Annotated in this window: 9 protein-coding genes; 6 read left to right on the top strand and 3 right to left on the bottom strand. The window is 66.0% G+C overall.

The features are described 5' to 3' along the window. Positions 1-24 precede the first annotated feature (24 nt). The 6 genes from pvdP (at position 25) to VUG52_RS08720 (ending at position 7,244) form a co-directional block, all read left to right on the top strand. Positions 25-1,647 (top strand): pyoverdine maturation tyrosinase PvdP, encoded by a 1,623-nt coding sequence (pvdP, locus tag VUG52_RS08695; protein ID WP_050706555.1) that lies wholly within the window; start codon positions 25-27, stop codon positions 1,645-1,647. Between the two features lie 248 nt (positions 1,648-1,895). Continuing rightward, positions 1,896-2,912, top strand: a complete 1,017-nt coding sequence (locus VUG52_RS08700) for a WD40/YVTN/BNR-like repeat-containing protein (protein ID WP_050706554.1) — start codon at positions 1,896-1,898, stop codon at positions 2,910-2,912. Then, a complete protein-coding gene (locus VUG52_RS08705) occupies positions 2,909-5,302 on the top strand; it encodes an efflux RND transporter permease subunit (protein ID WP_050706553.1) in 2,394 nt (797 codons plus the stop codon). The genes VUG52_RS08700 and VUG52_RS08705 overlap by 4 nt, the downstream gene beginning before the upstream one ends. Positions 5,303-5,410: 108 nt before the next feature. Next, positions 5,411-5,701, top strand: coding sequence for a DUF5629 family protein (locus VUG52_RS08710; RefSeq protein ID WP_050706552.1), 291 nt, complete (start codon positions 5,411-5,413; stop codon positions 5,699-5,701). Further along, positions 5,667-6,797: a lactonase family protein gene (locus VUG52_RS08715; protein WP_052896053.1), complete on the top strand. Its 1,131-nt coding sequence runs from the start codon at positions 5,667-5,669 to the stop codon at positions 6,795-6,797. Before VUG52_RS08710 ends, VUG52_RS08715 begins: the two co-directional genes overlap by 35 nt. 270 nt (positions 6,798-7,067) lie before the next feature. Further along, positions 7,068-7,244 carry a hypothetical protein gene (locus VUG52_RS08720; protein ID WP_167388412.1) on the top strand — a complete coding sequence of 59 codons (177 nt, stop codon included), beginning with the start codon at positions 7,068-7,070 and terminating at the stop codon, positions 7,242-7,244. 157 nt (positions 7,245-7,401) lie between these two features. On the opposite strand, the gene VUG52_RS08725 is transcribed toward VUG52_RS08720, so the two are convergent. The 3 genes from VUG52_RS08725 to VUG52_RS08735 are packed head-to-tail and all read right to left on the bottom strand — an operon-like array spanning position 7,402 to position 12,871. Continuing rightward, entirely contained in the window at positions 7,402-7,995 is a 594-nt protein-coding gene (locus tag VUG52_RS08725) for a glutathione S-transferase (protein ID WP_262951157.1), read from the bottom strand. Then, positions 7,992-11,636: an AAA family ATPase gene (locus VUG52_RS08730; protein WP_331832704.1), complete on the bottom strand. Its 3,645-nt coding sequence runs from the start codon at positions 11,634-11,636 to the stop codon at positions 7,992-7,994. The genes VUG52_RS08725 and VUG52_RS08730 overlap by 4 nt, the downstream gene beginning before the upstream one ends. After that, the gene (locus VUG52_RS08735; RefSeq protein ID WP_262974330.1) at positions 11,633-12,871 is read right to left on the bottom strand and encodes an exonuclease SbcCD subunit D C-terminal domain-containing protein; all 1,239 of its coding nucleotides are present in this window, start codon (positions 12,869-12,871) and stop codon (positions 11,633-11,635) included. Before VUG52_RS08735 ends, VUG52_RS08730 begins: the two co-directional genes overlap by 4 nt. Positions 12,872-12,907 lie beyond the last annotated feature (36 nt).

Consider the following 12,907-nt stretch of genomic DNA (forward strand, 5'->3'; position numbering starts at 1 on the left):
CACGCGAAGACGGATTGAGGCGCAATGACAATTTCCCGACGAGGATTCATCGCTGGCCTGGCTGTGGCGGGCGCCACAGGCACGGCGGCCTATTACGCGCACAAGCAACTGACCCACGACCCTGAAGACGATATCGTCACGCCCGGCGAAGCCAGCGTGGAGCTGGCCGATTATGCCGGGCAGGTCCTGGCGGACCAACTGCGTGGCGTGTGGGAGATCCGCTTCGACGGTGCCGAACGAGGACTGGACGGGCTGCCTCAGGAGGGCGTCGAGATGTTCCTCGATGTCGCCACCAAAGGTCGTGGCCTGCGCGGATTCGTCGATACCGGTCAGGGTCTGCGCGGCGTTGCCGAGCCGGCCTATCGTGTGCTCGGTGATCTGGTCGGTGCCAGCAGCACCGAGGTGCGTTGGCGCCTGCTCAGCCAGCACGGCGGGCCAAGCTATGAGTGCGTGGCGAGTCTCGACGAGGTCTGGGCCGAGTTCGCCAATGCCGGCAGCGGCACGTTGAGCGGCCGCGTCCAGCGCCTGGATCGACCACTGACCCTGCCGGTGCCCGACAGCCGTTTTGTCGCGGTCAAGCGTCTGTTCCCCGAAGCCCGTGAGCGTCTGCCTTATACTCCCGAAATGCGTGAGTGGGTGGTCAGCGCTGAACATCGCCTGTTCCACCAGCTCTGGCACGCCACCCGCGACAAGTGGCACAAGCTGCCGGAGAAAAAGCAGGATGCCCTGCGTGGCCTGGGCTGGCAGCCGGGGCCACGGGACCGTGAGCGCGATGCCCGTGGCCCGCGCAAGCACCGCAATGGCTCTGGTATCGATTTCCTGTTCATGCACCGGCACATGCTGATGTATGCGCGCACCTTGCAGGACCTGCCTTCCTGGCAGCGCTTCCCGCTGCCGCAGCCGAGCGTCGAGTTCGATCGAGCAGGTTTCGCCCGCTACTTCGATAACCACGACGGCTGCTGCGTGCCGCCAGGCTGGCAGGCCCCGGGCGATGAAGCCTATGGGCAGTGGGTCGGGGCGATCAAGGCAGGTGAGACCTATTGCAGCAACTTCCAGGTGTGGGAGTCGCAATACCAGGACCCGGTGTACCTGTCGAAACTGACCCTGGGCGCCTTCGGCTCGGAACTGGAGATGAACCTGCACGACTGGCTGCACATGTGCTGGGCGTCGGTGCCGCGTGATCCGAACAATGGCGCGCCAGTGCCATTCGCCCGCGACCAGGCGGATTTCGCCGCGCGCTGGTTCGAGCCTGAGAACGACTTCCTCGGCGATCCGTTCTCCTCCCATGTGCACCCGGTGTTCTGGGGCTTCCATGGCTGGATCGACGACCGCATCGACGACTGGTTCCGTGCTCATGAGCGTCACCATCCCGGCCAGGTGCGGCGCCTGGAGGTCAACGGTGTACCGTGGTTCGCTCCAGGCCGGTGGGTAGAAGTCGACGACCCCTGGCTGGGGCCGGACACCCATGGCTGCAGCACGCAACCGGGGATGCGTCTGGGCAAGTCGGTAGAGATGGACGTGGAGACCATGAAGCTTGCCTTGCGCATCACCTTCGGTGCCGACGACAAGATCGAGAACCTGCTGCGCAAGGTGCCGCAACGGCCCTGGTATGCGCGGCACCTGTCATTGAAGAATATTGTTTCCTGAGTGAACACGCCCACCTGAGGGGATAGCCCGTCCCTTGGAGGTGTTGTCACGGGACAGGCCCTTCAGGGAAAGGGCCGCGCAGCGGCCCCGATTGTTCTTCTGGTTAACAAAACATAACGTCCCGCTCGTTGTGTTCCGCCGAACAACCCCGATACGATGGCCAGAAGCTATTCCAGGGCTCTGGAACAGGGTTTTTACAGTACCTGGCAATAGATTGACCCAGCACAAGAACACAACAGGGGGCAGTCATGAGAGAGCGGGCAAGGGCACGCTACAGCCTGGCGACCAGCGCGATGCTGGCGCTGACGCTGAGTATCGGGGCCGGGCAAGTCCTGGCGGCGGTGGCCGCCGAGCAATACTCGGTGGAGTCGGCCAAGGCCAGCCAGAGCCTGTTGATCGGCGCCACCCACGCCGGGCAGCGCCTGGTGGTGGTCGGCGACCGCGGCCACATTCTGTTCTCCGACGACCAGGGCAAGACCTGGACCCAGGCCCGGGTCCCCACCCGGCAACTGCTCACCGCCGTGTTCTTCCTCGACGACAAGCGCGGCTGGGCCGTCGGCCACGACGCGCAGATCCTCGCCAGCAGCGACGGCGGCGCGACCTGGAGCAAGCAGTTCGAAGACCTGTCCCGCGAGGCCCCCTTGCTCGATGTGCGCTTCCTCGACCCGCAGCACGGCTTCGCCGTGGGCGCCTACGGTGCCCTGCTGGAGACCCTCGATGGCGGCCAGCATTGGCAGGACGTCGCCGAGCGCCTGGACAACCCCGACCAGTTGCACCTCAACGCCATCACCCTGGTGAAGGACGCCGGCCTGTTCATCGTCGGCGAGCAGGGCGGCATGTTCCGCTCCAGCGACGCCGGCCAGAGCTGGACCAAGGTCCAGGGTCCCTACGAGGGCTCGCTGTTCGGCGTGATCGGCACCGCCCAGCCCAACACCCTGCTGGCCTACGGCCTGCGCGGCAACCTGTTCCGTTCCACCGACTTCGGCGACAGCTGGCAGCCGATCGAGCTCAAGGCCGAACGCGGCCCGCTCGAATTCGGCCTGGCAAGCGCTACGCTTCTCGAAGACGGCAGCCTGGTGCTGGTCGGCAACGGCGGCAGCGTGCTGCGCAGCCATGATGACGGGCAGACCTTCAGCGTGCGCAACCGCGCCGATCGCATTGCCCTGTCGGGCGTCAGCGGCCTGGGCGGTGGCGGTCTGCTGCTGGTCGGGCAGGGGGGCGTGCACCTGGCCTCGGCCGACGGTACCCAGGAGGCGCGTCCATGACCAGCCGGGAGAGTTTCGACATGCAGCACAAGGACAAGGCCACCCTGCTGGAACGCCTGATCTTCAACAATCGTCCCATCGTCATCGCCATCTGCGTGCTGGTGAGCATCTTCCTGTTCTGGCAGGCCACGCAGATCCGCCCCTCCACCAGCTTCGAGAAAATGATTCCGCTGCAGCATCCGTTCATCGAACAGATGCTCGAGCACCGCAACGACCTGGCCAACCTCGGCAACACCGTGCGTGTGTCGGTGGAGTCGACCAAGGGTGACATCTTCGACAAGGACTACATGGAGACCCTGCGCCAGATCCATGACGAGGTGTTCTACATCCCCGGCGTCGACCGCGCGGGGCTGAAGTCGCTGTGGAGCCCCAGCGTGCGCTGGAGCGAGGTCACCGAAGAAGGCTTCTCTGGCGGCGAGGTGATCCCCAACACCTACAACGGCTCCCAGGACAGCCTCGACACCTTGCGCGACAACGTGCTCAAGTCCGGCCAGGTCGGGCGCCTGGTGGCCAACAACTTCAAGTCCAGCATCATCGACATCCCGTTGCTGGAAAGCTACCCCGACCCGCAGGACCCGGGGCGCCAGGTCAAGCTCGACTACCAGCAGTTCTCGCACCAGCTGGAGGAGAAGATCCGCGACAAGTTCCAGGCGCAGAACCCCAACGTCAAGATCCATATCGTCGGCTTCGCCAAGAAGGTCGGCGACCTGATCGACGGCCTGGTGATGGTGGCGATGTTCTTCGGCGTGGCGCTGGTGATCACCTGGGCGCTGCTGTACTGGTTCACCTGGTGTATCCGCAGCACCATCGCCGTGCTCATCACCACCCTGGTGGCGGTGGTCTGGCAGCTGGGCCTGATGCACGCGGTGGGCTTCGGCCTGGACCCGTACTCGATGCTGGTGCCGTTCCTGATCTTCGCCATCGGCATCTCCCACGGGGTGCAGAAGATCAACGGCATCGCCCTGCAATCCAGCGACGCCGACAACGCCCTGACCGCGGCGCGGCGCACCTTCCGCCAGCTGTTCCTGCCGGGGATGATCGCCATCCTCGCCGATGCCGTGGGCTTCATCACCCTGCTGATCATCGACATCGGGGTGATCCGCGAGCTGGCCATCGGCGCCTCGATCGGCGTGGCGGTGATCGTCTTCACCAACCTGATCCTGCTGCCGGTGGCGATCAGCTACGTCGGCATCAGCCAGAAGGCCATCGCCCGCAGCAAGAAGGACGCCACCCGCGAGCACCCGTTCTGGCGCCTGCTGTCCAACTTCGCCAGCGCCAAGGTGGCGCCGGTGTCGGTGGTGCTGGCGCTGCTGGCCTTCGCCGGCGGCCTCTGGTACAGCCAGAACCTGAAGATCGGCGACCTCGACCAGGGCGCGCCGGAGCTGCGCCCGGACTCGCGCTACAACCAGGACAACAGCTTCATCATCAGCAACTACTCGACCAGTTCCGACGTGCTGGTGATCATGGTCAAGACCCCGGCCGAGAGCTGCTCGATCCACTCGACCATGGCGCCGATCGACGAGTTGATGTGGACCATGGACAACACCCCGGGGGTGCAGTCGACCATCTCCCTGGTGACCGTGTCGAAACAGGTCATCAAGGGCATGAACGAGGGCAGCCTGAAATGGGAGACCCTGTCGCGCAACCCGGACATCCTCAACAACTCGATCGCCCGCGCCGACGGCCTGTACAACGCCGACTGCTCGCTGGCGCCGGTACTGGTGTTCCTCAACGACCACAAGGCCGAGACCCTGGAGCGGGTCACCGCCGCGGCCAAGGCCTTTGCCGACAGCCACAACAAGGACGACCTGCAGTTCCTTCTGGCGGCGGGTAACGCCGGCATCGAGGCGGCCACCAACGAGGTGATCAAGTCGGCCGAGCTGACCATCCTCATCCTGGTCTACATCTGCGTGGCGGTGATGTGCATGATCACCTTCCGCTCGTTCGCCGCGACGCTGTGCATCGTCCTGCCGCTGGTGCTGACCTCGGTGCTGGGCAACGCGCTGATGGCGTTCATGGGCATCGGCGTGAAGGTCGCCACGCTGCCGGTGGTGGCGCTGGGCGTGGGCATCGGCGTGGACTACGGCATCTACATCTACAGCCGCCTGGAGAGCTTCCTGCGTGCCGGCCTGCCGTTGCAGGAGGCCTACTACGAGACCCTGCGCTCCACCGGCAAGGCGGTGCTGTTCACCGGCCTGTGCCTGGCCATCGGCGTGTGCACCTGGATCTTCTCGGCCATCAAGTTCCAGGCCGACATGGGCCTGATGCTGACCTTCATGCTGCTGTGGAACATGTTCGGCGCCCTGTGGCTGCTGCCGGCGCTGGCGCGGTTCCTGATCAAACCGGAGAAACTGGCGGGCAAGGAGGGTGGTTCGATCTTCGCTCACTGATCGAGGCCTGATCGCGGGGCAAGCCCGCTCCCACGACCTACCTGGCGTGGGAGCGGGCTTGCCCCGCGATGCGTATAATGGTGGCCATTTTTCTCAATCGGTGCCTCCATGACCACCCTCGCCACCGCCCTCGCATCCTGCGACATGCTCCTGATCGACGGCCTGCACGCCTTCGACTTCACCTTCGACGCATCCGGCCTCACCATCGAATGCATGGACGGCCGCCAGCTGCGTCGCTGGTCTTTCACCCCCGACCAGGTCGCCGCCGCCACTGGCGCGGGCGACGACTGGATCCTGGCCAGTGACGAAGGCGAGCATCGTCTAGTCTGTATGAGTGCTTTTCGTGTCCCGGATGAAGAAGACGATGAACAGGAAATGGACCCACCTGCTGACCGCTAGCCTCATGGCGTTTTCAGTCAACGCCCAGGCCGCCACGTTGCTGGTGGGCAGCTACACCGACAATGGCAGCGAAGGGATCTACCGCTACGACTTCAATTCCCGCACGGGGCAGATCGACACCACGCCCCGGCAGGTGGTCAAGAGCGTCAGCCCCTCGTGGCTGGTGCTGTCCGCCGACCAGCGCCAGTTGTTCGCGGTCAATGAAACGCCCAAGGGCCAGGTCAGCAGTTTCTCGCTGGGCAAGCAGGGCGAGATCAAGCTGTTGAACCAGGTGCCTAGCCAGGGCGATGAGCCGACCCACGCCAGCCTCAGCCACGACCAGCGCTACCTGTTCGTTGCCAACTACGCCGTTGCCCCCGACCCCGGTGGCAGCCTGGTGGTGTTCCCGGTGGCCCGGGACGGCAAGCTCAAGCCGGTGGTGCAGCAGGCTCGGCATGCGCCGAGCAAGGTCAACCTCGAGCGCCAGGCTGGTGCCCATGTGCATTCGCTGGTGCTGTCGCCCGATGGTCGGCACTTGTACGCTAGCGACCTGGGCGCCGACAAGGTGTTCATCTACCGCTACGACGGCGCCAGCCCCGAGCACCCGCTGAGCCCGGCGATCCCGCCTGCGGTCGAGTTGCCGCCTGGCAGCGGCCCACGTCACCTGCTGTTCGACGCCAAGGGGCGGCATGCCTACCTGACCCTGGAGATGAGCGCCGAGGTGGTGATGTTCGATGTGCAGGACGGTGCGCTGACCGAGCGCCAGCGCCTGCCGCTGACCGAAAGCACGGACGCTGCGGCTAAGGCAGCTGGCGGCCTGCACCTGTCGGCCGATGGGCGTTTCCTCTATGTCAGCAACCGTGGTACCGCCAACGAGATCGTGGTGTATGCCGTGGGCAAGGACGATGGCCGGCTCACCCTGCTGCAGCGCCGTTCGGTGGAGGGTGACCATCCCCGGGAGTTTGCCCTCGATCCGGATGGCAACTACCTGCTGGTGGCTAACCAGAAGAGCAACCAGATCGTGGTCATGCGCCGCGATCCGCGCAGCGGCAAGTTGGGTGAAACGGTGCAGAAGCTGCCCCAGCAGGCGCCTTCGGATCTCAAGTTTTTGGAATGAACCTGCGTTTGCCCTGTAGGAGCGGCCTTGTGCCGCGAAAGGGCCGCAGAGCGGCCCCAGGATTTCAGCGTTAATGCATCAATCGCCGGGGCCGCTGCGCGGCCCTTTCGCGGCACAAGGCCGCTCCTACAGGGGGCGCGTGTCCAATTATCGATAGGCGTGATAATCGCTACTGCTGCAATGAATTTCAGTGGTCGAGTCCATCGGCGTAAGTTTTGACCCAAGGCCCCGACGGGCCAACGTCAACCACCGAAGTCGAGGTCAGCCCACATGAACTTCAATCTCTTCCCGGTTATCGCCGCATCCGCCATCTCCGCCTCCGTCGTACTGCCGGCCCACGCCCAGCTGGAGCAAAGCGCCAAGGCGTCCAACACCCACAGCTACACCCAGAAGTACCTGCAGCAGAGCGCGCATTTCCACGCCGCCCTGAGCAAGCATGCCAATTGAGTGTGTAAAGCCATTGGTAATAGCACAACGCCATGTGATTTAATTTGACGCTAATTTTTTGACTCGCCAAAGGGGCAGAGCATGATGTGGCGTATCACGGCGGTAGTGCTGTTGTTGATGTCCGCGCCGATCCTGGCGCTTTGAGCGACACGCTGTCTCACTTGGCCATCACGGCCTTGAACAGCGGCGATGCCAGCCAGCCCTGCAACCAGCTCCGCAGCCGCGGATAAGCCGCCTCGGCGAACCATTCGGGTTCGACCCCGGCAAACTGGCGCATCAGGGGCAGCAAGGCGGCGTCGGCCAGGCTTGGGTGAGCGGCCAGCAGGTAAGGCCTGCCTTCGAGCAGGCGTTCCAACTCGGCCAGCCAGGGCTCGGCCTGGGCGCGGTAGTGCGCCCGGGTGTGCTCGGGGTAGCGCTCGGCGTACTTGTACCGGTTCACCTGCGCCTTGAAGGTGCCGTCGTTGCGCGCGATCAGCGTTTCGGCCTGCTGCGCCGCGGCGGGATCGGCCTGCAGGCGCCAGTCCTCGGGGTCATGTCGGGCCAGCGCCCAGCGCATGATGTCCAGGCTTTCCTCCAGCACCGCATCCCCGGTATCGAGCACCGGCACCGTGCCCTTGGGCGACAGTGCCAGCAGCTCGGCCGGCTTTTCCTTCATCTTCACCTCGTGGACCTGCACTTCGCAGCTGGCGTAGCGCAGGGCCAGGCGCGCGCGCATGGCCCAGGGACAGCGGCGGAACGAGTAGAGGATCACCCGCACACCTCCACGTCGCTCAGGCCATTGCCCTGGCGGCGCACCTGGATCTGCACCGGAATGCGCTCGTGCATTTCCTGCACGTGGGAGATCACCGCCACCTTGCGGCCCTGGGCCTGCAGACCATCGAGGGCGTCCATGGCCAGTTGCAGCGACTCGGGGTCGAGGCTGCCGAAGCCTTCGTCGATGAACAGCGATTCGATACGCAGGGTGCTCGACGCCATGGATGCCAGGCCCAGGGCAAGGGCCAGCGACACCAGGAAGGTCTCGCCACCCGACAGCGAATGCACCGAACGCAGCTCGTCGCCCATCTCGGTGTCCAGCACCAGCAGGCCCAGGGCACTGCCGCCGCGCTTGAGGCGATAACGCCGGGCCAGCTGGCGCAACTGGCTGTTGGCGTGATGCAGCAGCAGGTCGAGGTTGTAGCCCTGGGCGATCTTGCGGAACACATCGCCCGAGGCCGAGCCGATCAACGCATTCAGGCGTGCCCAACGTTGCCATTGCTGGTAGGCCTGGTCGATCTGTTCGGCCAGGGCCTGGCTGGCCTGTTGCCGGCGCTGGTCCTCGGCCTGTTGGGCGCGCAGCTCGGCGCATTGCTGCTCTTGGGCCGCCAGCTGCGCGGCCAGCTCGGCGAGTGCGGTTTCCAACGCGTCGACGGGCAGCTCGCCATGGGCCTGGGCAGTGTGTTGCTGCAGTCGCTGCTCACGTTCTCCTAGTAACACGCGGCCTTGCTCGACGGCTTTTTCCGCGGCCTGCAGGCGTTGGCGCAGTTCGCTCACCTGGCTGTCGTCAATCGCCAGCAGGCGGTCGAGGCCGGCGTCGTCCAGCTCCGGGTGTTCGCTGCGCCACTGGGCGATTTCGCCCTGCAACTGCTGGTGTTCCTGCTCCAGTGCCTGCTGGCGCTGCTGGTTGGCCTTGAGCTCGCCGGCCAGCTGCACACCCTGGGTATGCAGCGCCTGCAGTTGCCGGGCGCTGTCTGCCTCGGCGGTGCGGGCTTGCTCCAGCTGGGTGTCCATGTGCTGCTGCCAGGCTTCGGCGCTGGGCTGTTCGCCGAGCAGTTCGTCCAGGGTGGCCTGGGCCTGGCGGCGTTGTTCGTCCAGCACGGCGAGCTTCTGTTGCAGCTGCTGCTGGCTGTGCAGGCGTGCCTGTTGCTGATCGCGCAGTTTGTCCAGTTGGACCTGGCGAGCCTGTTGCTCTTCCAGCTCGTCCTTGCGCAGGTCGAGTTGTTGACGGCGTTGGGCTATCTGCTGGTCGAGGCCGAGGAACGCATTGGCCGGGTCGTCGCGCAGGGCCTGGAGAATCTCCGGGGGCAGCACGCTTTCGAGGCTTTCGAGGGCCTGCGCGAGTTGCTGCTCGTCGGCGGCCAGGGCCTGGTGCTGCTGGTCGAGGTGGCGCTGGGCCTGTTGCTGGGCTTCGCCGGCGGCCTGCAATTGCTGGGTGAGGCGGGCGGCATCTTTTTGCAGGGCGAGCAGGGCGCCCTGGCGTTTCTCGTCGCGGTCGATCTCGTCGCCGAGGCGGCGCAGCTGGCCGTCCAGCCACTTGCCACGGGCGCTGTCGTCCTGCGGCGCCAGCGCTGGCCACAGGGCATGGGCCTGGACCTGCTCGAGCACGGGCTGCAACTGCTCGCCCAACTGCTGCTGTTGCTGCTGGTAGTCCTTTAGCTGGGCGTTGACCACGCCCAGCTGGGTGCGCAGCTCCACCAACCTGGTATTGAGCTGTTCGACCTGCTGCTGCGCCGCCGCTTCCTCGGCCTGGTCGTGGCGCCCGAGGCTGTGCAGCAACGCCTCGGGTTGATGGAACGGGTGCTCGGCGCTGCCGCACACCGGGCAGGGCTCGCCATCGCGCAGCTGGGCGCGCAGTTCCTCGACGCTGGTGTTGCGCGCCAGGCGCTGGCGCTCGAGCAACTGGCGGGTCAGGGTCAGCGCCTGCTCGGCGCTTTCCAGTTCGGCCTTGGCCGCCGTGCCTTCGCCGATCAGTTGCTGGCGCTGCTGCATGGCCTGTTGCTGGCGCTCGCGCTGCGCATCGAGGCCGTTGCGCAGTTCCATTTCGCGGCCATGCAGGCGCGACAGCTCCTCGACCGCGCGTTGCTGCTTGCGGTTGTCCTGGAGCATGGCGCCGAGCAGGTCGATCTGTTCGGCCAGCGCCTGGGGCTCGGCCCCCGCCTCGCGGAACAGCAACTCGAAATGCTCGCGCTGGGCTTGCAGCTGGGCGTTGGCCTGACTGGCCTGGGCCTGCAGGCCGGGCAGCTCTTCGCGACCCTTGGCCAGGCGGCCGCCGATCAGCATCACCTGCTTGAGTTGTGGCAGGTAGGCCTGCCAGGCGTCGGCCAGGCTGCCGAGCGGTTCGCTTTCGGCGAGGGCGCTGTCGATCCGGGCCAGTTGCTGCTGGCTGCGCTGCTGGTTGTCTTCCAGCTGCTGCAATTGCTGCTGGGCTGCACCGACTTCCTGTTCGGCCTGGTTGCAGGCTTCCCGTTGTTCGGCAAGCTCCTTGTCCAGGCGCGCCAGGTCGCCCTGGGCGGCGAAGGCCTGGCGCAGGCGCGGGGCGTTTTCACCGTGCAGGGCCTGGTGCTGGACCAGGTGCTGGCGGGCCGTTTCCAGGGCCTGCTGCAGTGCGTCGGTGTGTTGCTGCAGTTCGGTTTGCTGGCGCAGTTGCTGGTCGATATCGGCCAGCACCGGGGCCAGTTGCCCGGCCAGGTGCTGCTGGCGGTGGAACTGGTGGCGCTGGGGCGCCAGGCGCTCCAGGCGTTGCAGGTCGACGCGCTGTTCGGCCAGTTGCTGCCATTCGTGTTCGGCGTTTTGCAGGGCCGTGCCGGCTTCACTGTGCTGGGCCTGCAGGCGCTGTTGTTCGGCAAACCAGGTGCGTTGCTGTTCCAGCTTGCGCTGGCGCGTCTGCTCGGCCTTGAACTGTTGCTGGGCCTGTTCCAGGGCCTGGTCGAGGGCGGCGCGGGCCTCAGTGTCCATCGGCAGCAGGTGCTCGGCCTGCTTCTTCAGGTCGTTGTGAACTTCGCCGGTTTCCCGCGCCTTGCTGAAGGCGCGTTGGCCCAGGCGGGTGTAGATCGCGGTGTTGGTGAGTTTTTCCAGCAGTTCGCTGCGCTCACGGTCGTCGGCCTTGAGGAAAGCACCGAACTCGCTCTGGGCCAGCATCACCGCGCGGGTGAACTGCTCGAAGTTCAGGCCCAGGCGGGCCTCGACCAGTTGTTTGTACTCGTTCTTGCCGCTGCCCAGCAGTTGCTCGCTGTCCAGGTCGTAAAGGCTCTGGCGGCTGTTCTGCAGTTTGCCGGTGGCCTTTTCGCGGGCGCGGTTGGCTTCCCAGCGGGCGCGGTAGCGGCCGCCGTCGATGCCGACGAAATCGACCTCGGCGAAGCCGCTGCCGGTGCCGCGACGCAGCAGGTTACGCGGATCCGAGGTGGGGATCTCGCCGTCGGCGTCCGGCACCTTGGCTTCCCGGGCGATGTCGTTCAGCCGTGGCACGCTGCCGAACAGGGCCAGGCACAGGGCGTCGAGCAGGGTGCTCTTGCCGGCGCCGGTGGGCCCGGTGATGGCGAACAGGCCGGCGCTGGCCAGGGGCTCGGCGGTGAAGTCGATATCGATCGGGCCGGCCAGCGAGGCCAGGTTCTTCAGGCGGATGGCGAGGATCTTCATGCCTGCTCCTCCTCTTGTAGGACGTCCTGCAGCAATTCGGCGAAATCGGCCAGGGCCTGGTCGTCGGCGGGGTTGCCGTAGGCCTGCTCCCAGGCGCGGCCGAACAGGTCCTGCGGGGTCATCTGGGCCAGCTCGACGAAGGCTTGTTCGTCGTCCTCGGCACGGCCGCTGCCGGCGTATTCGGCGCTGATGCGCACCAGGCGCACGGCCTTGCCCTGCAGGGCGCCTTCGATCTGCTGGCGCAGGTCGGGCTGCGGCTCGTCCAGGTGTACCCGCACTTCCAGCCAGGGCTGGCGGTTGGGGTCTTCGAGCAGGTCGATCACCGGCAGTTGCCCGAGCTGTTCGAGCAATTCGCCCAGTGGCGCCGGGCCGACCCGTTGCAGGGCCACCGCGCGGGGCACCGGACGCGGCTCGACGCTGACCAGCTCGGCGCCGTCCAGCTCCACTTCCAGGACCTGGTGCGGGTAGTTGATCTCGGCGAACGACAACGGGATCGGCGCGCCGCTGTAGCGGATGCGGTTCTCGCGGTTGACCTTCTGCGGCTTGTGCAGGTGGCCAAGGGCGACGTAGCTGATGGCCTTGTCGAACAGTTTGGCCGGCAGGGCTTCGGCGTTGCCGATGATCAGGCTGCGCTCGGAGTCCTCCGAGATGCTGCCGCCGGCCATGTGCGCGTGGCTGATGGCGACCAGCGCCTGGTCTTTCTTGCGCTTCTTGCGCGCTGCGGCGATCAGTTGCTCATGGACCTGGTTGATGCCCTGCAGGTAGTCGTCGCCCAGCGCGGGGCCGGTGACTTCGGCCGGACGCAGGAAGGGCAGGGCCAGGCACCAGGCGCCGACCTTGCCACGGGCGTTGGTCAACGGGATCAGCAGCCGCTCGGTGTCCAGCTGGCCCTCGTCGAGCCAGTGCACCCGGCCCAGGGCGTGGGTGCGCAGGCGGCGCATCAGTGGCGCCGGCAGCTCGATGCGCGAGCCTGAGTCGTGGTTGCCGGCGATCATCACGATATCCAGCTTGGGCTGTTGCTCGTGGGCCTGGACAATGAAGTCGTAGAGACGCTCCTGGGCTTTGACCGGCGGGTTGACCGTGTCGAAGATGTCGCCGGCGATCAGCAGCGCGTCGGGTTGGCGCAGGCGCAGCTGGCCGAGCAGCCAGTCGATGAAGCAGGCGTGTTCGAAATCGCGTTCCTGGCCATGCAGGCTCTGGCCCAGGTGCCAGTCGGAGGTGTGAAACAGACGCATGGAAGATCCGTTGGGTGGGCGGCAGGGGGCGTTTGG

This window comes from Pseudomonas sp. LH21, assembly GCF_036549575.1.
Taxonomy (GTDB): domain Bacteria; phylum Pseudomonadota; class Gammaproteobacteria; order Pseudomonadales; family Pseudomonadaceae; genus Aquipseudomonas; species Aquipseudomonas peradeniyensis.